The sequence below is a fragment of the Hoeflea sp. 108 genome, from assembly GCF_000372965.1.
Classification (GTDB): domain Bacteria; phylum Pseudomonadota; class Alphaproteobacteria; order Rhizobiales; family Rhizobiaceae; genus Aminobacter.
In genome coordinates this window covers 886,653-908,126 of the sequence record NZ_KB890024.1, presented here as the reverse complement: position 1 = coordinate 908,126, position 21,474 = coordinate 886,653, and the positions used below count along the sequence as shown (strand labels likewise).

The 21,474-nt window shown below is 62.6% G+C and carries 20 protein-coding genes, 1 tRNA gene and 1 riboswitch; of the genes, 9 read left to right on the top strand and 12 right to left on the bottom strand.

The window, feature by feature from the left end; genetic code table 11:
- Positions 1–73 precede the first annotated feature (73 nt).
- Complete coding sequence (locus B015_RS0104500; protein WP_018426471.1) at positions 74–970, top strand: histone deacetylase; 897 nt, start codon at positions 74–76, stop codon at positions 968–970.
- Between the two features lie 91 nt (positions 971–1,061).
- On the opposite strand, the gene B015_RS0104495 is transcribed toward B015_RS0104500, so the two are convergent.
- The gene (locus B015_RS0104495) at positions 1,062–1,331 is read right to left on the bottom strand and encodes a DUF6460 domain-containing protein (RefSeq protein ID WP_018426470.1); all 270 of its coding nucleotides are present in this window, start codon (positions 1,329–1,331) and stop codon (positions 1,062–1,064) included.
- Positions 1,332–1,405: 74 nt separating this feature from the next.
- Entirely contained in the window at positions 1,406–2,383 is a 978-nt protein-coding gene (locus tag B015_RS30445) for a UDP-glucuronic acid decarboxylase family protein (protein ID WP_018426469.1), read from the bottom strand.
- Between the two features lie 76 nt (positions 2,384–2,459).
- Here B015_RS30445 and B015_RS32105 point away from each other — a divergent pair, with 76 nt between their 5' ends.
- Together B015_RS32105 and B015_RS0104480 are read left to right on the top strand one after the other, a co-directional pair.
- Positions 2,460–3,758 (top strand): glycosyltransferase family A protein, encoded by a 1,299-nt coding sequence (locus B015_RS32105; protein WP_081623431.1) that lies wholly within the window; start codon positions 2,460–2,462, stop codon positions 3,756–3,758.
- An 86-nt stretch (positions 3,759–3,844) separates the two neighbouring features.
- Positions 3,845–3,918: transfer RNA gene (locus B015_RS0104480), tRNA-Gly, on the top strand.
- Positions 3,919–4,802: 884 nt separating this feature from the next.
- On the opposite strand, the gene B015_RS0104475 is transcribed toward B015_RS0104480, so the two are convergent.
- The 3 genes from B015_RS0104475 to B015_RS0104465 form a co-directional block, all read right to left on the bottom strand.
- Positions 4,803–4,994, bottom strand: a complete 192-nt coding sequence (locus B015_RS0104475) for a hypothetical protein (RefSeq protein WP_018426467.1) — start codon at positions 4,992–4,994, stop codon at positions 4,803–4,805.
- Between the two features lie 130 nt (positions 4,995–5,124).
- Positions 5,125–5,901 (bottom strand): ABC transporter substrate-binding protein, encoded by a 777-nt coding sequence (locus B015_RS0104470; protein WP_026226881.1) that lies wholly within the window; start codon positions 5,899–5,901, stop codon positions 5,125–5,127.
- A 112-nt stretch (positions 5,902–6,013) separates the two neighbouring features.
- On the bottom strand, positions 6,014–7,102 hold the full coding sequence (locus tag B015_RS0104465) for a 2'-deoxycytidine 5'-triphosphate deaminase (protein ID WP_026226880.1): 1,089 nt from the start codon (positions 7,100–7,102) through the stop codon (positions 6,014–6,016).
- A 143-nt stretch (positions 7,103–7,245) separates the two neighbouring features.
- Positions 7,246–7,323: riboswitch (SAM riboswitch) on the top strand.
- A gap of 43 nt (positions 7,324–7,366) precedes the next feature.
- Between B015_RS0104465 and B015_RS0104460 the strand changes: the two genes are divergently transcribed.
- Both B015_RS0104460 and apaG read left to right on the top strand, forming a co-directional pair.
- Positions 7,367–8,560: an O-succinylhomoserine sulfhydrylase gene (locus B015_RS0104460; RefSeq protein ID WP_018426464.1), complete on the top strand. Its 1,194-nt coding sequence runs from the start codon at positions 7,367–7,369 to the stop codon at positions 8,558–8,560.
- Between the two features lie 254 nt (positions 8,561–8,814).
- Positions 8,815–9,207, top strand: a complete 393-nt coding sequence (apaG, locus tag B015_RS0104455; protein ID WP_018426463.1) for a Co2+/Mg2+ efflux protein ApaG — start codon at positions 8,815–8,817, stop codon at positions 9,205–9,207.
- A gap of 21 nt (positions 9,208–9,228) precedes the next feature.
- On the opposite strand, the gene B015_RS0104450 is transcribed toward apaG, so the two are convergent.
- The 3 genes from B015_RS0104450 to B015_RS0104440 all read right to left on the bottom strand — a co-directional run bounded on the left by B015_RS0104450 (position 9,229) and on the right by B015_RS0104440 (position 12,460).
- Complete coding sequence (locus B015_RS0104450) at positions 9,229–10,233, bottom strand: Hsp33 family molecular chaperone (RefSeq protein ID WP_018426462.1); 1,005 nt, start codon at positions 10,231–10,233, stop codon at positions 9,229–9,231.
- A gap of 101 nt (positions 10,234–10,334) precedes the next feature.
- A complete protein-coding gene (argF, locus tag B015_RS0104445; RefSeq protein WP_026226879.1) occupies positions 10,335–11,252 on the bottom strand; it encodes an ornithine carbamoyltransferase in 918 nt (305 codons plus the stop codon).
- A 14-nt stretch (positions 11,253–11,266) separates the two neighbouring features.
- The gene (locus B015_RS0104440) at positions 11,267–12,460 is read right to left on the bottom strand and encodes an aspartate aminotransferase family protein (protein WP_018426460.1); all 1,194 of its coding nucleotides are present in this window, start codon (positions 12,458–12,460) and stop codon (positions 11,267–11,269) included.
- A 353-nt stretch (positions 12,461–12,813) separates the two neighbouring features.
- Between B015_RS0104440 and B015_RS0104435 the strand changes: the two genes are divergently transcribed.
- Entirely contained in the window at positions 12,814–13,338 is a 525-nt protein-coding gene (locus B015_RS0104435) for a GcrA family cell cycle regulator (protein ID WP_018426459.1), read from the top strand.
- A 102-nt stretch (positions 13,339–13,440) separates the two neighbouring features.
- Here the strand turns inward: B015_RS0104435 and B015_RS0104430 are convergent, their stop codons facing one another.
- From B015_RS0104430 to B015_RS0104420, 3 genes are all read right to left on the bottom strand, one after another.
- On the bottom strand, positions 13,441–14,454 hold the full coding sequence (locus B015_RS0104430) for a magnesium and cobalt transport protein CorA (protein WP_018426458.1): 1,014 nt from the start codon (positions 14,452–14,454) through the stop codon (positions 13,441–13,443).
- A 107-nt stretch (positions 14,455–14,561) separates the two neighbouring features.
- Positions 14,562–15,287, bottom strand: a complete 726-nt coding sequence (gene phoU, locus B015_RS0104425; protein ID WP_018426457.1) for a phosphate signaling complex protein PhoU — start codon at positions 15,285–15,287, stop codon at positions 14,562–14,564.
- 118 nt (positions 15,288–15,405) lie between these two features.
- The gene (locus B015_RS0104420; protein WP_018426456.1) at positions 15,406–16,683 is read right to left on the bottom strand and encodes an ATP-binding protein; all 1,278 of its coding nucleotides are present in this window, start codon (positions 16,681–16,683) and stop codon (positions 15,406–15,408) included.
- A gap of 96 nt (positions 16,684–16,779) precedes the next feature.
- Here B015_RS0104420 and ppk2 point away from each other — a divergent pair, with 96 nt between their 5' ends.
- Positions 16,780–17,718 carry a polyphosphate kinase 2 gene (gene ppk2 / locus B015_RS0104415; protein WP_018426455.1) on the top strand — a complete coding sequence of 313 codons (939 nt, stop codon included), beginning with the start codon at positions 16,780–16,782 and terminating at the stop codon, positions 17,716–17,718.
- A gap of 683 nt (positions 17,719–18,401) precedes the next feature.
- Positions 18,402–19,241, top strand: coding sequence for a transporter substrate-binding domain-containing protein (locus B015_RS0104410; protein WP_040456012.1), 840 nt, complete (start codon positions 18,402–18,404; stop codon positions 19,239–19,241).
- Between the two features lie 11 nt (positions 19,242–19,252).
- On the opposite strand, the gene B015_RS0104405 is transcribed toward B015_RS0104410, so the two are convergent.
- Positions 19,253–19,666 carry a tellurite resistance TerB family protein gene (locus tag B015_RS0104405; RefSeq protein WP_018426453.1) on the bottom strand — a complete coding sequence of 138 codons (414 nt, stop codon included), beginning with the start codon at positions 19,664–19,666 and terminating at the stop codon, positions 19,253–19,255.
- A gap of 157 nt (positions 19,667–19,823) precedes the next feature.
- On the opposite strand from B015_RS0104405, the gene B015_RS0104400 reads away from it, so the two are divergent.
- A complete protein-coding gene (locus B015_RS0104400) occupies positions 19,824–21,473 on the top strand; it encodes a lysine--tRNA ligase (RefSeq protein WP_018426452.1) in 1,650 nt (549 codons plus the stop codon).
- Position 21,474: the final 1 nt, after the last annotated feature.

Sequence of the window (21,474 nt, the reverse complement as noted above, 5' to 3'; positions counted from 1 at the left end):
GGTTTCCCCAGCGCCCGCAACCATTTAAGTTGCGGGTCAATCGATTTCACCTGCCTGGTTCAGCCTTCGTTCAATGCCGCTTCAGATCGCCAGCCACCCCGACTATGACGCCGGCTTCGCCGCCGACCATCGCTTCCCGATGGGCAAGTACAGCCAGTTGATGGCACGGCTGGACGCGCTCGGACTGTCCGGCGGGCTCAACCGACCCGAAGTCATCGCGCCCGCGCATCTGCGCCTCGCCCATGAGGCTGATTATGTCGACCAGGTGCTGGCCTGCACCGTGCCACCCCACATCGAGCGCGAGATCGGCTTCCCTGTTGGCGAGCGTGTGTCACGCCGCGCCCAGCTCGCGGCTGGCGGCACCTTGCTTGCGGCCAGGCTTGCGCTTCGCCACGGCATCGCCTGCAATGCCGCAGGCGGCAGCCACCATGCCCGCCGGGCCCAGGGCGCCGGGTTCTGCACGTTCAACGACGTTGCGGTGGCGGCACTGGCGCTGCTCCAGGCCAAGGACGTCGAACGCATCCTGGTGGTCGATCTCGACGTGCACCAGGGCGACGGCACCGCCGAGATCCTTGCCGGGAACCCCGGCGTCTTCACCTTCTCGATGCATGCCGAAAAGAACTATCCGGTGCGCAAGGTCGCCTCCAGCCTCGACATCGGCCTGCCCGACAAGACCGGCGACGACACCTATCTCGAGACCCTGGCCGAAGCGCTGTCCCATCTGACGCGTCGCGGCCGATGGGACCTCGTCTTCTACAATGCGGGGGTCGATCCCCATCGCGACGACCGCCTCGGCCGGCTGGCGCTGAGCGACGACGGCTTGCGCCGGCGCGAGCGCCTCGTCATCGAGCATTTCCGCAAAGCGGGCGTGGCATTATGCGGCGTGATCGGGGGAGGCTATTCCACAGACGTTGCAGCGCTGGCCGCCCGCCACGCAATCCTGTTCGAAACCGCAGCCGCCTTCGCCTGACCAAACGCCCCCGCGGCCTGGCCGGACGCGTTCCTGGAAGCCGCGCCATGCCCTCCAAAGCCAAGCTTTGGTACAGCTCTCTCAGGAAAGCCTATTTGCGATAGCTGAACAGCCTGAGGATGATAAAGGCTGGCACCACGATCGCCGCACCCAGCATGAAATAGCCGAGGAAACGGTGGAAGGCGCTGAAGCCCATGCGCCAGATGTCGACGAAGAAATCGCGGATACCGTAGAGCACGTCGAAGGGCGACCAGCCGAACGCGCTCATGACGATGCCGACGAGGAAGGAGATCACAAGCAGCTTGAGGAACACCCGCAGCGGCGTGTCGCCGAGAAAACGCGTCAGTCCGTTCAAGCCCATTCTCCTGCGATTCTAACCTTTCCTGACATATCGCGATTGTCGACGGCGGTTCAAGGTGTGGGCGAGCGCCGCCGCTACACGGCCTGGCTTACCATCCGTGCCTCGCTTACGGGATGCAACAGTTGCTGGAAGTAGGCAACCGTAAGAGGCAACCCATCCTTGAGGCTGGTTTTAGGGCCCCAGCCCAGCGCCCCGGCAAGCGAGATATCCGGCTGCCTTTGCTTCGGATCGTCCTCAGGCAGCGGAAAGCGGGCCACACGCGAGGAACTCCTGGTCACGCGCAGCACTTCGTCGGCAAGTTCGATCATGGAGAATTCTTGCGGATTGCCGAGGTTGACTGGCCCGGTAAGACCGTCCGGCGCGGCCATGAGCCTGATCAGACCATCGACCAGATCGTCGACATAGCAGAAGGACCGTGTCTGCGAACCATCGCCATAGATCGAGATGTCCTTGCCCTGCAAAGCCTGGACAATGAAGTTCGAGACGACGCGCCCGTCGTCGGGCTGCATCCTTGGCCCATAGGTGTTGAAGATGCGGGCCACCTTGATCTTGAGTCCATACTGGCGGCGATAGTCGAAGAACAGGGTCTCAGCGCAACGCTTGCCCTCGTCATAACAGGAGCGCGGGCCGATCGGATTGACGTTGCCCCAATAACTTTCATTCTGCGGATGCACAGTGGGGTCGCCGTAGACCTCCGACGTCGACGCCTGAAGCACCTTCGCCCCATTGCGATGCGCCAGATCGAGCACGCGGATTGCACCAAGCACGCTTGTCCTCGTCGTGTGAACGGGATCGCGTTGGTAGTGAACCGGAGAGGCTGGGCATGCGAGATTGTAGATCTCGTCCACGTCGATCTCGAGCGGCTCGCAGACATCCTGCTCAATCAGTCGGAACGCCGGGTGACCAGCCAGATGCGCAATGTTGGCGTGAGAGCCGGTATAGAAATTGTCGAGACAGGTAACGTGAGCACCGCTAGCCAGCAGCCGGTCGCAAAGGTGAGAGCCGAGAAATCCGGCGCCGCCGGTGACGAGAATCTGTCGCTTGCTGGTCATACTGCACCTGAACGAATTCACTTGCCTTATGAGCTTCTAGCGGGCGATCATCATTTCGCCAATAGGTTGCACAAGCATGAACATAGACTACTTTGGCGGAAAGACGTCGCGCCGCTCTGCAGGACGGGAAACACCCGAGGCAGGGACCGTCCCTCGCGCACCGCTTACGATTGGAGGACATGAGATCGACGTTCTTGCCGGTGGCGCGCTTCAACCGCCGTTGGTCAGCTTCGTCGTGATCGCATGGAACTACGGGCAATATGTCGGCGCAGCAATCGACTCGATCAAACGGCAGGACTACCCGCATTTCGAGTGCCTGGTGATCAACAACGGATCGACAGACGACAGCGCCGAAGTGATTGCCAGGCACGTCGCAGGCGACAGCCGGTTCCGCGTGGAAACACTACCGGACAATCGCGGTCAATTGGGTGCCGCACTTTGGTCGATCGACAAGCTTAACGGTGGTTTCGTCACATTCGTCGATGCCGACGACGTGCTTTTCGCAAACTATGCCTCGACCCATCTGCAGGTGCACATGGCGCTGCCTCACGGCGTCGGCTTCACCTCATCCAATGTGGCGGAGATGAATGCTGCCGGCGGCGTGCTGACAGCTGAATCGGTGCACGTAGACATCACGCGTGTCGGGCCGCCCCTTGGCTTGCGGCCTGCGAACGGGACGCTCCGCCTTCCCACAGTTTCAGACGAAACCTATCAGGCTCTTTCCTCTGCTACCGCAATGGTGCCGCATAAGAAGAAGGGCTGGTTCTGGGGGCCGGGAACGTCGAACATGTATCGAAGTTCCGTGCTCCGTCTCATCCGCTTCGAAGACGGAAGCCGTCCTTGGATGCGCGCCGCCGACGCCTACCTCAATACTCTTTGTCACGCCTTTGCCGGCAGCGCTCTCATCGGCAAGACCCTGTCAGGCTATCGCCTTCACGACAACAACTACTACGCTACGCGAGAAACGTTGCCGTCACTGCAGTCAGGCACGTTCGCCTATGTCGACAAGGCAAAGGACCACAAGTACCGCGACATCGAGAATCTGCTGCTCCATGCCGGCCAACTCAGTTGGGTTGCCCAACGGAATTTCTGGGACGTTTTGGACCACGCCACGCGTCAGCCCACCACCAAGTTGCACAGGTTCTATGGCGAGCCACGTGTGGTCGACCTCTTCGTACAGCATGCGCCGACCTTGGTCGAAGCCTTCACCGCCAAGTCCTTTTCCAGAGAGGTAGCCATGCGCTTCTCCGGCAAACAAGCCTGGACGATCCTGCAAGCCGGGCTGGGAAAAGGCTCCACGCTGCACGTCGCTACCGGAACGCTGCAAGGCCGGCTGTGGCGGCTGCGTTTCTGGTTGCGCCGGAAGAAAGTCTAGGCCGACAATTCATCTACACATCCGCAAGCGAACTTTGCATCTTCCCGATTGCCGCCGCACATCCGCAATGCTAACCAAGTGCCCGCGCGGGTATGATGTAATGGTAGCCTGTCAGCTTCCCAAGCTGAACGCGCGGGTTCGATTCCCGCTACCCGCTCCAGATCTCCAGCAAAATCCGTTGAGTTCAAAGGTCGGCGCCGGCTCGCCCGAAGGGCGCCGCTCGGTCTCGGGCAGGAGAGCCGAGCGGCATTCAGGAACCTCCCCCCGCAGAAAGGTCCTGAAGAACTCAAGGCCGGCGATAGGCGCTTCGAACGGGCCGAACCAGCAGAACACTCGGATGTATCTGCAGCATAAGAGATGACATCAGTTGCATGACTTGTCTCTCCTCCAATTGGGTGACCAAGCAATCGGCACGGCTTTAACTGCGACAATCTACGGTTGTTTAACTTCATCATAGGAACAACAGCACGAATTCACGCCATGCCCTTCAGAGGAGCTCGGAACCGGCAGCGGCATACAGGCGAACGCATTCAATCCGCGATTGCTCCAGCCAATACTGCGGGTTGCAAGGTTGCTGCTCGCGCTCGGAGTGCCTCGGCAAATGGCTATCTGAATGGCTGGCCGCTCCCACGGCTGCCTCTGCCCCAAACGACATGACCACGCGTCTCATCTTCATGATCGCGCGTCCCAAAGTTGTCCGATTACCTCATTCGGGGCAGTGACAGAATGGCTCCGTCATGGGAAGGCAGTTGCAGCAGTTCACCGAAATGCTCTGCTGGTTGGCCGACGCGCGCGACATATCCACTGGCGTGGCGTCGGCCTCTCGCACCCCGCTCGGCAACGCGGCATTCGAACTACGAGACGTCGCGACGGATGGACAATCGGTGGGCTCGAACACGCCTTCACCGACAATGCTATCGGCCTGCCGACCGCGGCGACGACAAGCATCCCGCGCCTGACACCAGCCACATCAAGCCTCTCGACCCAAGGCTCCCGCCAAGCCATCGCTTGCAAGGTCTAAGCCTTGTCCCGGCCTAAGCTGAGCTAGCGCCTGAATTCGTGCTCGCGCAGGTAGCGCAGATGGTGGCCTTGGGGTCCGGTCGCGTAGCCGAACTTCAGGCCATAGTCGTTGTAGTAGTTGGGCTGGAAGTCGCTGACATAGCCGTAGTTGTCCGACATGCAGCCTGACAATGGCACTGAGAGACCGATCGCAAGCGAAACGAAGATGTAGCGCATGGCTTGTTACCTCCGATCGAGGAGATAGTGCGCCCGATCGGCCGGATCCGCCAGTGGATCCGGGTCAACTCTCCGATATCGGCGCGGCCGGACGCCAATGACGCCCGGCCGGCCTGTTCGATGCTGCCGATCAATCCTTGCCGTAGATGTCGAAGTCGAAATATTTGGCGTTGATCTTGGCGTAGGTGCCGTCCTTGACGATGGCGTCGATGGCGGCGTTCAGCTTCTCGCGCAGCGGGTCGCCCTTGCGCACGGCGATGCCGGTGAGAGACTCCGTGTTCTTGAGATCGCCGACCAGCTTGCAGCAATCATTACCGGTGGTCTTGAGCCAGTCGACCAGCACGAACTTGTCGGATACCACGGCGTCGAGGCGGCCGTTGGTAAGGTCGGCCATGGCCTCATCCTGCGTCGGATAGAGCTTCACGTCGGCGCCGGCCTTGGCGTAATGATCCTCGGCATAGATCGCCTGTGTGGTCGATCCCTGGGCGCCGACAGTCTTGCCCTTGAGGGCATCGGGCTCGGGCGAAGTCAGGTCGGTGTTCTTCAGCGCCACCAGCGCCAGCGGCGTGGTGTAGTACTTGTTGGTGAAGTCGACCTGCTGCTTGCGCTCGTCGGTGATCGTCATCGAGGCGATGATGGCGTCGAACTTGCCACCCTGCAGCGCCGGGATGATGCCGTCCCAATCCTGCGTCACCCACTCGCATTCGACTTTCATTTCGGCGCACAGCGCGTTGCCGACATCGATGTCGAAGCCTGCCAGCTTGCCGTCGGAGGTCAGTGTGTTGAAGGGTGGATAGGCGCCCTCCGTGCCGAGCTTGAGCTTCGTCTGCTGCGCCGAAGCGCCTCCCATTGCAAACAGAAGCGCCGCAACTGCGGCCGAATATGCGAATTTTCTGGAAATCTGCATTGTCGTCTCCGTTGTCGGGTACTCTTTTTCGCGAGTATTTCCCCGACCACAGCCAATCACAGCAACAGCTGTTGGACAAGCAGACTAACGGCTAGGCGCAACTGACCAAAGGTCAGCTCATGCGAAAATGCTTGGAGAGCTTGAGGCCCTGGGCCTGATAGTTGGAGCCGAGGTCGCTGCCGTAGAGCGCCTTGGGCCGCGCCAGCATGTGTTCGTAGACCAGGCGCCCGACGATCTGGCCATGTTCGAGGATGAAGGGTACCTCGTGACTGCGGACCTCGAGCACGGCGCGACTGCCGGTACCGCCGGCGGCCGAATGGCCGAAACCGGGGTCGAAGAAGCCGGCATAGTGGACGCGGAATTCACCCACCAGCGGATCGAACGGCGTCATCTCGGCGGCGTAGAGCGGCGGCACATGGACCGCCTCGCGGCTGACGAGGATGTAGAATTCGTCGGGGTCGAGCACCAGTTCCTCGGCGCCGTGGTTGTAGATCGGCTCCCAGAAATCGACGACAGAATGGGCGGCGCGCTTGTCTACATCGACCAGTCCGGTGTGGTGCTTGCCGCGATAGCCGACGATGCTGCCCACCGCGCCGGCGAGGTCGATCGACAGCGCGATGCCGCCGCCCGAAATGTTCGGCGGATCGATCGCGACCAGCCGGTCGGACAGGTGCAGCGCGTTGAGTTCGATCTCCGACAGCAGCGCATGGCCCTTCCTGAAACGGATCTGCGACAGGCGCGAGCCGGCGCGCACCACGATCGGGAAAGTGCGCGGGCTGACTTCGAGATAGAGTGGACCGCTGTAGCCGGCTGGGATCTTGTCGAATTCCTGGCCGCGGTCGGTCATGACGCGGGTGAAGATGTCGAGGCGGCCGGTCGAGCTCTTCGGGTTGGCCGAGGCCGAGATGTCGGCCGGCAGGTCGAGCGCCTCCTGAAGCGGCACGATGTAGACGCAGCCCGTCTCCAGCACCGCACCGTTGGCGAGATCGATCTCGTGCAGCTTGAGGCGGTCCAGCTTGGCCGAGACCAGCGAATTGGGACCAGGCAGGAAGCTGGCGCGCACGCGAAAAGCCTTGGCGCCGAGACGCAGGTCGAGGCTCGCAGGCTGGATCTGGTCGGCGTCCAGCGGCGGCGCCTTGAGCGCACCGGAAGCAAACAGCGCCGCGATATCCTGATCCGGAAGAATGCCCGACTGCCGCAATTGCCTCACTCCTTTACAGCGCCGCCGATCCGAACGGATATCAGAGGATCGCTGGACCCCGGACCTCGTCCAGGCTCATATGCGTGGCCCAAGACGTTTAGTCGACCCCGCGATTGACGCAAGCCGGCCTTGGGTCTAAAGGACCTTTATCCCGTGGTGATTTGGCCGGTCGGCTTGCAGCCACGTTAAACAAGTCGCTAAAGGGCCGCGTTGTGGACCGGTTGCGACTTTTCGCGACCGGTTTTTTTGTATTTGGATTTGGCCATGACCTCCGACACCAAGCGCAACTGGAACCCGCAGACCACGCTCATTCACGGCGGCACGCTCCGCTCCGAATTCGGCGAAACTTCGGAATCGATCTTCCTGACCCAGGGCTATGTCTACGAAAGCGCTGAAAGTGCGGAAGCACGCTTCAAGGGCGAGACCCCGGGTTTCATCTATTCGCGCTACGCCAACCCGACCGTCGACATGTTCGAAAAGCGCATGTGCGCGCTCGAAGGCGCTGAAGACGCCCGCGCCACCGCGTCGGGCATGGCCGCGGTTTCCGCCGCTATCCTGTGCGGCCTGAAGGCCGGCGACCACATCGTCGCAGCGCGTGCCCTGTTCGGTTCGTGCCGCTGGGTCGTCGAGACGCTGGCGCCGCGCTACGGCATTGAAGCGACGTTGATCGACGGCACAGTCACCGAGAACTGGGAAAAGGCTGTCCAGCCCAACACCAAGCTGTTCTTCCTGGAGAGCCCGACCAACCCGACGCTCGAAGTGGTCGACATCGCGGCGGTTGCGGCAATTGCCAATTCGATCGGCGCGCGCGTCGTCGTCGACAATGTCTTTGCCACGCCGATGCAGCAGAAGCCGCTCGAACTCGGCGCCCATATCGTCGTCTACTCGGCCACCAAGCATATCGACGGCCAGGGTCGCTGCCTGGGTGGCGTCATCCTTTCCGACAAGAAGTGGATCGACGAAAACCTGCACGACTACTTCCGCCACACCGGCCCGAGCCTGTCGCCGTTCAACGCCTGGACGCTGCTCAAGGGTCTGGAGACATTGCCTCTGCGCGTGAGCCAGCAGACCGAGACCGCCGGCAAGATCGCCGACTTCCTGGCCGAGAGCCCTGAAGTGTCACGGCTGATCTACCCCGGCCGCGCCGACCATCCGCAGGCCGACATCATCAAGCGGCAGATGAAGGGCGGCTCGACGCTGATCTGCTTCGACGTCAAGGGAGGCAAGAAAGCGGCCTTCGCCTTCGAAAACGCGCTGAAGATCATCCTGATCTCCAACAATCTCGGCGACTCCAAGAGCCTGATCACCCATCCGGCAACGACGACGCACAAGAACCTGACCGACGAGGCGCGTGCCGAGCTTGGCATCGACGACGGCACGCTGCGCCTGTCGGTCGGCCTCGAAGATGCCGACGACCTGCTCAACGATATCGGCGATGCGCTGAAGGCGGCTCGCTGAGGCAATCGACTCATGCGGCGTCCGGCATCACCGGGCGCCGCATGTTCATCACATTCGCTGTGAACAATGCGAACGGCAGTTGACCCGCCGCGACAAGCGGCGGACCCTGTCACGCAGGGCACCATGCGCCGCCACGCCGGTTTCATGAGGCCTCGTGATCGCCGCCAGCCAGCCACGGCCTGGACGCCGAACGCAGCATCAGACAGTTCGTCGCCCGGCTTTCTCCAAGCCCCGGCGACGCAGGAGCGCCGCATATGTATCGCGCCATCACCCGCAACATCGCAGTCGAGGTCGAGCCCTTCTATCTGGAAGAGCGATCCGACCCGTCTGAAGGCCGCTATGTCTGGGGCTATCGCGTGACGATCGAGAACAATTCGGAAGATTTCGTCCAGCTTTTGTCGCGCTACTGGCACATCACCGACGCGAGCGGCAAGGTCGAGGAGGTCCGCGGCCCGGGCGTAGTCGGCGACCAGCCCGAGCTCAATCCCGGCGACAGCTATCAGTACACGTCGGGCTGCCCGCTCTCGACGTCATCGGGCATCATGGTCGGGCGCTACACCATGCGCAACGAGGCCGGCGAGATGTTCGACATCGCCATCCCCGCCTTCTCGCTCGACCTGCCGGGCATGCGCCACCGGCTCAACTGAGCCGGCAGCGTCATTGTCGGATCATTGGGCCGGGGCGAACTCGCCCGGATCGAACTCGTAGGCCTTCGAGCAGAACTCGCAGTTGACGCGAATGCGGCCGTCCTCGACGCTGCCCGTGATCTCTTCCGCCGAGAACCCCTGCAGGATGCCACGAATCTTGTGATCCGAGCACGAGCACTGGTCGGCGACATGCACGCCCTCGTAGACGCGCACGCCATGTTCGTGGAACAGGCGATAAAGCAGCCGCTCGGCGCCCACGGTCGGATCGATCAGCTCGGTCGGCTCGATGGTCGCCATCAGCGCCAACAGCTCCTGCCAGGCATTGTCCTCGGGCCCGACAGCGACATCACGCTTGTCACCGTCGCCACCATGCATGTCCTGCACGCGTCGACGTTCGGGCGAATCCGGCAGGAACTGGGCCAGCAGACCGCCGGCGCGCCAATGTTCGCCGCCGCCCTCGCCCGGGAGCACGAGCTTGGCGACCGACAGGCGCAGCTCGGTCGGAATCTGTTCCGACTGGCGGAAATAGGTGCGCGCCGCTTCCTCGAGCGAAATACCGTTGAGTTCGACGATGCCCTGATAGCGCTGGGTATGGGCGCCCTGGTCGATGGTCAGCGCCAGCACACCGGTGCCGAGCAGGTCCTCGGGCGCGGTCATGCCGGCCTTGATTGCCTCCTCGACGCGGCCGGCGTCGAAGCGGGCATAAGCGCGCAGCGAATGCGGCGTCGTGAAGTCGGCAACCAGCATGTCCACTGGCCCGTCAGTGCGGGTCTGGAGGATGAACTTGCCCTCGAACTTGAGCGAGGTGCCCAACAGCACGGTCACCACGCAGGCCTCGGCCAGCAGGCGCGCCACCGGCTCCGGATAGGCATGGCGATCAAGTATCTGGTCGAGCAAAGGTCCGAGCTGCACGGTACGGCCGCGCACGTCGAGCGGCTCAACCGCGAATGGAACGACATGGTCGTCGCCGGCGAACCCGAATTCGCCGAGCTTGCGTTCGGTCTCAGTCACTGAAACGTATCCCATATAACGAATTCTGCGACCCTTCGGCCCGCCGACGGTCGCAGAACAAGGCTTTGATGACAATAGATTGATCCCGCCCCAGATAGGGTCGCGGGATCAGTCATTCAAGCGCCGAGGCACCAGGCCAGCACAGCCTTCTGGGCGTGCAGGCGGTTTTCTGCCTCGTCGAAGACCACCGAGTGCGGGCCATCGATCACTTCGTCGGTCACTTCCTCGCCGCGATGCGCGGGCAGGCAGTGCATGAACAACGCGTCAGGCTTGGCGTGTTTCATCAGCGCCGCGTTGACCTGATAGGGCAGGAAGACGTTGTGGCCGCGGGCGCGGTGTTCCTGACCCATCGACACCCAGCAGTCGGTGACGATGGCGTCGACGCCACTGACAGCCTCCTCGGCATCGCGGGTCAGCATCACCTTGCCACCGTTGGCTTGGGCCCAGTCGACGTATTTCTGCTCCGGCTCACTGCCCTCGGGCACGGCCATGTTGACGTTGAAGCGGAAGCGCGCCGAAGCCTCGAGCAGCGAGTGCAGCACGTTGTTGCCGTCGCCGGTCCAGGCAAAGGTCTTGCCGGCAACCGGGCCGCGATGCTCTTCGAAGGTGAGGATATCGGCCATCAGCTGGCACGGATGAGTGTCGTCGGTGAGGCCGTTGATGACGGGGATCGTCGCGTTCTCGGTCAGTTCCAGCAGGCGGTCATGCGCCGTGGTGCGGATCATGATGGCGTCGACATAACGCGACAGCACCTTGGCGGTGTCGGCGATCGACTCCGAACGGCCGAGCTGCATTTCGGTGCCGGTCAGCATGATGGTCTCGCCGCCAAGCTGGCGCATACCGACGTCGAAGGAGATGCGCGTGCGCGTCGACGGCTTGTCGAAGATCATCGCCAGCACCTTGCCCTCAAGGGGCTTGGATCGTTCGCCAGCCTTCAGGCGCGCCTTTCGCGCGGCCGCATCGTCCAGAATCCCGCGTAGGTCGCTCCCGGACATGGCCGAGAGGTCGGTGAAATGGCGAATTCCGCTGGTCATTTAACGTCCTTGGTTTACCCGCCGTTGGCGGCGGCCTTGGAGAGGCTGGCAGCACCGGCGCGAATGCGCGCGAGCGCCTCTTGGATGTCTGCATCGGTCGTCGTCAGCGGCGGCAGCAGACGGATCACATTGTCACCGGCAGGCACCGCGAGCATCTTCTGGTCGCGCAGCGCCATATTTACCTTGGTGTTGGGCATGCTGCATTTGAGACCAAGCATGAGGCCCGTGCCGCGGATTTCGGCAATCACGTCGGGGAACTCGTCGGCGATTGCAGCCAGTCCCTGCTTCATCAGCAGCGCCTTGCGGCTGACTTCGTCAAGGAACCCCTCTTCGAGCACTACGTCCAGCACGGCATTGCCGACCGCCATGGCGAGCGGGTTGCCGCCGAAGGTGGTGCCATGGACACCCGCAGTCATGGCGCTTGCGGCCTCCTCGGTGGCGAGGCAGGCGCCGACAGGAAAGCCGCCGCCGATACCCTTGGCAATCGCCATCAGGTCGGGCGCAACGCCGGTCCACTCATAGGCGTAAAGCTTGCCGGTACGGCCGATGCCGCACTGGACCTCGTCGAAAATCAGCAGCAGGCCGTGCTTGTCGCACAGCTCGCGCAGACGCCTCAACGAGGCATTCGGGAACGGACGGATGCCGCCCTCACCCTGCACCGGCTCAAGCAGGATCGCCGCCGTCTCAGGCCCGATCAGCTTCTCGGCTGCGTCGATGTCGTTGAAGGCCACCTGGTCGAAGCCGTCGACCTTGGGGCCGAAACCTTCCAGGTACTTGGCCTGGCCACCGGCGGCGATCGTCGCCAGCGTGCGGCCGTGGAAGGCGCCCTCGAAGGTGATGATGCGATAGCGCTCGGGATGGCCGTTCTTGTACTGGTAGCGGCGCGCCGTCTTGATCGCGCATTCCAGCGCCTCCGCACCTGAATTGGTGAAGAAGACGCGGTCGGCGAACGAGTTCTCGGCGAGCCTTTCGCCCAGCCGGCTCTGCCCGGGGATCTCGTAGAGGTTCGAGACATGCCACAGCTTGGCGGCCTGCTCGGTCAGCGCCTGGACAAGATGCGGATGGCTGTGGCCGAGCGAGTTGACGGCAATGCCGCCGGCAAAATCGAGATATCGCTCGCCATTCGCGGCAACCAGCCAGGAACCCTCACCTCGCTCGAAAGCCAGGGGTGCGCGAGCAAACGTCTCGTAAAGCGCCGAACCGCTCATTATATGCATCTCCGGAACCGGAAAATCAAAAAGCCGCCTCAAGCGGCGGCCCCCGCGGGTATATCAGGTTTTTCGGACATGAAGTCAACGAAAACGTCGGCAGGCCCAAGCGATCCGGGCTTGGTGGCCAGCGCCGCAAGGTCAGCCTCAGGCAAGTTGGGGAAAACCGAAAAAACAGAATCACTGTTGCAGGTCGGACTCTTGTCACGGAGTCGGCGCGTCGATAATTGTAATTGAGAAATAACTAGATTTCGTGCGGCGGACAAACTCACCGAATAGATGTGGTGCCCACCCGACTCCCAGGGGTGGCGAAGGATTCCGAATTCTGCGCGTTAAATCAGGAGCACGGTCTCATGAACTGGACTGACGAGCGGGTCGAACTTCTCAGGAAGCTTTGGTCGGAAGGTCTGAGCGCAAGCCAGATCGCAGCACAATTGGGCGGCGTCAGCCGCAACGCCGTCATCGGCAAGGTACACCGCCTCAAGCTGTCGAGCCGCGGCCGCGCCACGGCTGCGCCCGCCCGCCAGAAAAAGACGACGACAACGGCCGTCACCTCGGCGACCAAGAGCGTACAGCGCACGGCTACGGTCACCCGTACCGTGACCGCAAGCATCGGCGCCACGGCGCTGCAGGCCCAGTTCGACGTCGAGCCGGTCGCCCGCCAGTACATTCGTCCGGTGCAGAACGTCGTCGTTCCAATCTCGCGCCGCCTGCAGCTGGTGCAGCTCAACGAGCGCACCTGCAAGTGGCCCAACGGCGATCCGCTGAGCGAAGACTTCAACTTCTGCGGCAACGAAGCCGGCGAGAGCGGCCCATATTGCGGTTACCACTCGAAGATCGCTTTCCAGCCCGCTTCGGAGCGTCGCCGGACGCGCTGAGCGAACAGCGGGCAGTAAAAATCGAAAGGGCCTCGGAGCGTCAACCTTCCGAGGCCCTTTCTCTATTCGCTACTCTCTATTCGCTATTCGCTCCTGCCCTGCTCACAGCCATCCGCTCTTCCTGAACCGCCAGTAGAGCACCGAGCAGATGGTGGCGATCGCCGCCAGCACGGTCGGGTAGCCATAGGCGAAGTGAAGCTCGGGCATGTCCTGGAAGTTCATGCCGTAGATGCCGGCAAGGGCTGTCGGCACGGCAAGGATGGCCGCCCAGGACGCCAGCTTCTTGGCAATCGCCGTTTCCTGGCTCTGTCCCACCAGAAGGCTGGCCTCGAAAGCGAAAGCCAGCACCTCGCGCAGCGTGTCGACCTTTTCCAGCACGGTGCGGATATGGTCGCCGACATCGCGGAACAGCGGGTGCATCGCCGGCCGCAACTGCGGCAGGTCGGCGCTGGTCAGCCGCCGGCACACCTCGACAAGCGGCCCGGCTGCATTGCGCAGCCGCAACAGATCGCGCCGCAGCATGTAGAGCCGCTCGATGTCGCTCGTCGTCATCGGCCGTGCCAGCACACCATCCTCGATGGCGTCGACCTCCTCCTCGATCTGCTCCAGCACCGGCATGTAGTTGTCCACGATGAAATCGAGGATGGCATAGAGGATGAAGTCCTCGCCCTTGGCGAGCGCGCTCGGGCAGCTCTCCCAGTGCTGGCGAACGGCGGCATAAGACGTCGACACGCCATGGCGAACGCTGACGATGTAGCCCTTGCCGACGAAGATGTGGGTCTCGCCGAAATCCACCCTGCCCTGGATGAGCTGGGCTGTTCTGGCGACGATGAACAGCGCATCGCCATATTGCTCGATCTTGGGACGCTGGTGCGGATGCTCGGCGTCCTCGATGGCGAGATCGTGAAGATGAAACTGCCGTTGCACCCGCAAGAGCAGGTCGCGGCTGGGCTCGAGCAGGCCGATCCAGACGACATGGCCCTCGCGGGAGGCCCAGTCGCCGGCTTCTTCCAGGGAGATATCGGCTATGCGGCGGCCGCCGAGATAGACGCTGGAGGCAACGATGCCAGGCTCCAGCTCCGGGCTCTTGTCGAACTTCGTGGCATGTTCGGTCATGCTTCACCTGAAGAACGAGGGGCCTGTTCGATCAGGATCCCAGTCTAGAACCTATTGGGATCAAAGGGAACGGCAGTGGCCGGTCGCGAGCGGCGGCCAGCCCCTCGTCAATCCGAGTTGGTTTCGCCCGCCGTCGTCACCCGATGGCTCTTGTCTTCCTTTGGACGCTCCGGCGGCATCTGCTCGCCGGTGACGATGTAATAGATGGTCTCGGCAATGTTGGTGGCGTGGTCGCCGATACGCTCGATGTTCTTGGCGACGAACAGCAGATGCGTACAGGGCGTGATGTTGCGCGGATCTTCCATCATGTAGGTCAGGAGCTCGCGGAACAGCGAGGTGTACATGGCATCGATCTGCTCGTCGCGGTCACGGACGAAGCCGATCTTGTCGACCGAGCGCGACGCGTAGACGTCGAGCACCTCCTTGAGCTGGGTCAGCGCAAGTTCGGCCAATGCCTCCAGCCCGCGGAACAGGCTGGTCGGCTGCCGCCCCTCGGCCACCGCGGCGACACGCTTGGCGATGTTCTTGCCGAGGTCGCCGACGCGCTCGAGATCGGCGGAGATGCGGATCGCGCCGATGATCTCGCGCAGGTCGGTGGCCATCGGCTGGCGGCGTGCGATGATCAGGATCGCCTTGTCGTCGATCTCGCGTTCAGCCTCGTCGAGCACGAGATCGTCCTGGACCACCCTCTGTCCAAGTTCGGGATCGCCATTGACCAGGGCAGCGACCGCCTGATCGACCATACGCTCGGCCTGGCCGCCCATGGCCGCGATCTTGCGGGCGAGGAACTTCAGCTCCTCGTCATAGGCGCTGACGATATGAACGGACTGCATTTTAAGCTCGGGCCTTCCTGCAAAAAATACGGATGAATCATGCTTCTGAATCCGCAAGCCTAAGCTAGCCTGATGACAGAAAAAAGAAACGCTCGGGGGAGTTTACAATTTTGCCGGCTTATCGCGCCGGCAGGTGCACCGTAAAGGCCGAACCCTTGCCCAATTCCGACTTGATGGTCAGGCGGCCATTGTGCCGGCTCAATATATGCTTGACGATCGACAGCCCGAGGCCCGTGCCCTTCTGGGCGCGGCTGGTCTCGACATCGACCCGGTAGAACCGCTCGGTGACACGCGGAATATGCTCGGCCGGGATGCCTGGGCCGAAGTCGCGCACGGTGACCTCGACCTCCGGCTCGCCGGTCTCGGTGGAGAGGCGCATGGAAACGATCACCCGGCCACCCGACTGGCCATATTTGCAGGCATTCTCGAGCAGGTTCTGGAACACCTGGAACAGCTCGTCGCGATCGCCGTGCACCTCGATGGCGCCTTCGGGGAAATCGCGCTCGATGGTGACACCGATCTGCGTTGCGAGCGGGGCGAGCGATGCGACGACCGCCTCGATCGTCTGGCGCAGCTCGACCTTCACGCCCGGCTTGACGTAGGGTTTCATCTCCAGCCGGGAGAGCGACAACAGGTCGTCGATCAGCCGCGCCATGCGGCCGGTCTGGTTCTGCATGATCTGCAAGAACTGGTCGCGCGCGTTGGGATCGTTCTTGGCAGGCCCGCGCAACGTCTCGACAAAGCCGGCGATGGAAGCCAGCGGCGTGCGCAGTTCGTGGCTGGCATTGGCGATGAAGTCGGCGCGCATGCGGTCGATGCGGCGCGACTCGCTCTGGTCCTTGAAGGCCAGCACGAACAGGCCGGTGCCGCGCCCGACTGCTGAAGCGGTAACGCGATAGACGCGCTCGAACGGCACGCGCTCGACATATTCGGCGGTCTGGGCATTGCCCTCGCCGGCCAGCACGGCCTCGATCAGCTCCTGCATCTCGGGCGCGCGGAATTTCAGCAGCAGCGGCATTTCTGATCGGATCGCGCCGAAGGCGGTCTCAGCTGCCTCATTGGCATGGACCACGGCGCCGCCGCGATCGAAGATGATCAGGGGGTCGGCGACTGCCGCCGCCAGCTTCTCGCCCGACAACCGGTCGAGCGGCGAGCGTTCCGCCCTCGCCGCTTCCTCGGCCAGGCGACGTGCAGCCTGCGTGCGCGGAGCAACGAAGGCAAAGAGGATCAGGACAACAATGACGACGGCCGCGAAGGCTGTCGAAGCACCGCCCAGATAGTGGACAGCGAGAACGGCAAGGATCGCAGCCGCCAGCATCCAGCGATTCTGGTAGAGCCGGCCCGCGCTCAGCCGTGCCGTGCGCTTTGCCCTTGTCTGCGTGCTGGTCTCTGCCATGCGAATGCCCAATACGACGGCGCCTTGAAGAAGCCTCTGGACCGCTTCCTGGCCACCCAATAGCATGCTTCGCAAAGCTGGAAAGGTGCCGATCCCATGAAAAAGGACAAGGAAAGCAAGAAGGATATCGCCGCCCCGGCCGCAGATGCGGCCGATCCTGCGGCCCAGAACGGGCCAGTCAGGATAAAGGTCGGCAAGGAGGAGCGGACCTTCGACATCGACGATCCTGTGTTGCCCGACTGGATCGACAAGAAGGCACTGAAGTCGGGCAACTACCCCTATGACGACAAGCTGCCCCAGAAGGAATACGAGCAGACACTGGAGACGCTGCAGACGGAGCTGGTGAAGCTGCAAGCCTGGCTGCAGAAGACCGGCAAACGCGTATTGTCGGTGTTCGAGGGCAGAGACGCCGCGGGCAAGGGTGGCACCATCTTCGTGGTGCGCGAATACATGAACCCGCGTACCGCGCGCAATGTGGCACTGACCAAGCCGACAGAGACAGAGCGGGGCCAGTGGTACTTCCAGCGTTATGTCCAGCAGTTCCCGACTGCCGGCGAATTCGTGACGTTCGATCGCTCATGGTACAACCGCGCCGGCGTCGAGCCGGTCATGGGTTTCTGCACGCCCGAGCAGCACCGCCAGTTCCTGGCCGAGACGCCGCATTTCGAGAAGATGATCGTCAACGAAGGCATCCACTTCTTCAAGTTCTGGCTCGACATCAGCCAGGAGATGCAGCTCAAGCGATTCCACGACCGCCGCCACAGCCCGTTGAAGAACTGGAAGTTCTCGCCGATGGATGTCGCGGGCATGTCCAAGTGGGACGAATACACCAAGGCGATCGAGTTGATGGTCGAGAGCACGCACACGCCCTATGCGCCCTGGGAGGTCGTGCAGGCCAACGACAAGCGCCGGGCGCGCATCGCCGTCATCAGGCATGTTCTCAGGGCACTGCCCTATGACGGCCGCGACCTCGACAAGGTCGGCCGGCCCGACGGCAAGATCATCCACGAAGGCATGAAGTTCCTGAAGGATTGAGCCAGCAGTTCGGCCTGGAAGGTCAGGCCATGGAACTCAGCGCGCGCGGCAAGCGTCAAACGCTCTTCCTTGGAATTGCTCAGTAGGTCGAGGACGAGACGCAGCTCGACCATGTCGGACAGGGCCGATCCATGGAGGCTCAGACTGTTGTCGTTGGCTTCTTCGGGGGTGGCAGGATCAGAGGCGTCAGCGCCAAAAAAAGAGGGGCGGATGGTTGCGTGACTGGAGTCGAGCGCAACCATCACGCACCCACGGCCTGCGAGCCGAAAATTTGGATACTTCGACAGTCGATGGACCAAACGCTACCGACTGCTCCTCGCAGCCCGCACGCTTGCGCGCGTCCTCCCCACGGCGGTTGGTCCAGTGTCATTGCAACATCCCCAGTGCTGCAACTCCCGATGCCAATAATGCATATCACCTTTGGGTAAGCCATGCCCCGAATGGGTGAGACACCACCCGCATCAATATATCAGGATATGCATTCCACCCAGCTTTGTTCGCGGCCCGTGCAATTGTGCATATTGGCTTTGCCTCCGGGCGATCCGAACGGTAAAGCTTTGCCTCGATATCAGGAAGCAGCGCGCCTTCAGGACGGTGCGAATCGTGCAAGTCATTGAATCCATGGGTCGTGCCGCGAGGGGAGCTCTCCAGCCGACTCCGCAGCCGGGGACCGGAGCGCAGCCATGAAATCCGCACTGATGCTTGCGATTGCCGTGTCGCTTGCAACGCTGCTCGGCCCGGCGCGCGCCGCCGAACCGCAGGTGCCGGTGCTGTGGGACAGCAAGGAGCGGCTGCCCAAGCCGGATCTTTCGACGCTGCCGCGCCTGCGCTTCCTGACGACGACGGACTTTCCGCCGTTCAACTTCATCGACAAGAGCGGGCGCCTGTCCGGCTTCCACATCGACCTCGCCCGCGCCATCTGCGCCGAACTCGGCATTGCCGAGAAGTGCCAGATCCAGGCGCTGCCCTGGGCGGAACTGGGCGATGCGCTGAACAAGGGCGAAGGCGAGGCGCTGATCGCCGGTATTCCGGCGACCGCCGAGACCCGCGAGACATACGCCTTCTCGCGCCCCTATCTGCAATTGCCGGCGCGCTTCATCATGAGCAAGGCCCAGGCCGTCACCGAGCCCATGGTCGACAAGCTCAGCGGCAAGCGCGTCGGCGTCCTTGCCGGCTCGGCGCATGAGCGCGTGCTCAGGGACTATTTCGGCGACGTGAAGGTGGTCACCTATTCGCGGGCCGACTGGCTCAACCAGGACCTCAAGGACGGCAAGCTCGACGCCGTCTTCGGCGACGGCATGCGCCTGTCCTTCTGGCTTGCGGGCACGGATGCGGCAGGCTGCTGCCGCTTTGCCGGCGGTCCGTATATCGCCCCCGAATATCTCGGCACCGGGCTTGCCGTCGCGACCAAGGCGGACAATGCAGCACTAGCCGCAGCCTTCGACTATGCGCTGCACGAGATCTCGGCCAAGGGCACCTTCGCCGAGCTCTATCTTCGCTATTTCCCGGTCAGCTTCTACTGACCAGTCGACAATCAGGTCAGGGTGCGGTGGCGGGCCTTGGTCGCCCGCTCGATCGCCGCGATGGTCAACGGATCGACATTGAGGTGCTTGCGCAGAAGCTGCAGCACACGCAGTTCCTCCATCCGCATCTCGAGGTCGACCGACGCCACCTCGAAGGCCGCGGCATAGGCCGTCTCGTGCAGCCGGTCGGGAATTGCCCGGCGGGCGAGCTCCAACACGCCTTCGAGCCCCGCCTCGGCATGCAGCAATTCCTGGCAGTCCTGAGCAATCGAGATCAGCCGCTTTTCGTTGAAATCCTCAAAGATCGGCCAGGTCTTGACCACCACGCCGATGCGCGCCAGCTCGACATCGGTCATGTCGCGATCGGAAGCTGAGGTGATGACCATCAGATGGATCAGCGCCTCGTGGGCGGAAGGCAGGGCCATTGAGTTCTCCGGAAGGGTTGTTTGCCACGCGAACTTAGGAACGCGCCTGCCTGTCTGCAACGAAAAATGGCCGGAATCGTTGACGCCCGCGGCATGCGCGCATAGAGCATGGCCGTCTTCGGCGGAAATTCCGCCCAACAATCAAAGGGCTCTCGACATGACGAGATCAAACATCATCGATCTCAACCCCGAACTCCTGGCGGCTGCGGCTGAAAGCAAAGCCTGGCCGTTCGAGGAAGCCAAGAAAATCGTCGAGCGCTACAAGAAAACGGGCTTGCCCGAGACGGTTCTGTTCGAGACCGGCTACGGCCCGTCGGGCCTGCCGCATATCGGCACCTTTGGCGAGGTGGCGCGCACGACGATGGTGCGCCACGCCTTCCATGTCCTGACCGAGAACAAGGTCAAGACCAGGCTTTTGTGCTTCTCCGACGACATGGACGGAATGCGCAAGATTCCGGAGAACGTGCCGGATCGCGCAGCGCTCGAGCCCTATCTGCACATGCCGCTGACCTCGGTGCCGAACCCGTTCGGCGGCGACTACGAGAGCTTCGGCCATCACAACAATGCGATGCTGCGCCGCTTCCTCGACACCTTCGGCTTCGACTACGAGTTCGCCAGCGCCACCGACTACTACAAGTCGGGCAAGTTCGACGCGATGCTGCTCAAGGCGGCCGAGAAGTACGATGACATCATGAAGGTGATGTTGCCGACACTGGGCGAGGAACGCCAGGCGACTTACAGCCCGTTCCTGCCCATCTCGCCCAAGAGCGGGCGCGTGCTCTACGTGCCGATGAAGAACGTCGACGCCAAGGCCGGCACCATCACATTCGACGACGAAGGCACCGAGACCACGCTGTCGGTCACCGGTGGCAAGGTCAAGCTGCAGTGGAAGCCCGATTTCGGCATGCGCTGGGCAGCGCTCAACGTCGATTTCGAGATGTTCGGCAAGGATCACCAGACCAATGCGGCGATCTATGACCGCATCTGCGTCATTCTCGGCGGACGCGCGCCCGAGCATTTCGTCTACGAGCTGTTCCTCGACGAGAACGGCCAGAAGATCTCGAAGTCCAAGGGCAACGGCCTCACCATCGACGAGTGGCTGACCTATGCGCCGACCGAGAGCCTCGGGCTCTACATGTTCCAGCGTCCGCGCCAGGCCAAGAAGCTCTATTTCGACGTCATCCCCAAGGCCGTTGACGAATATTACAGCTTCCTGGCCGCTTACCCGAAGCAAGACTGGAAGAACCGCCTCGGCAACCCGGTCTGGCACATGCATGACGGCAACCCGCCTGCCATCGACCTGCCGGTGCCGTTCTCGCTGCTGCTCAATCTCGTCAGCGCCTCCAACGCCCATGACAAGAGCGTGCTGTGGGGCTTCATCTCGCGCCATGCGCCCGGCGTGACGCCCGAGACGCATCCCGATCTCGACAAGCTGACCGGCTACGCCATCCGCTACTTCGACGACTTCGTGAAGCCGACCAAGGTATTCCGCGCCCCCGACGACGTCGAGCGCGAGGCACTTGCGGCGCTCGAACAGGCGCTGGCAGCTCTTCCGGCCGGTTCGGACGGCGAAGCGATCCAGAACGCCTCGCTCAACGTCGCCCGCAAGATCGAGCGCTACCAGGATCACACCAAGCAGAGCCCGGAGGGCGGCCCCGGCGTGTCGGGCGCTTTCTTCCAGATGATCTACCAGATCCTGATCGGCCAGGAACGCGGCCCGCGCTTCGGCTCGTTCGCGGCACTCTACGGCACAGCAGAGACCTGCGCACTCATCCGCAAGGGGCTCGAAGGCAAGCTGGCGGCCTGAG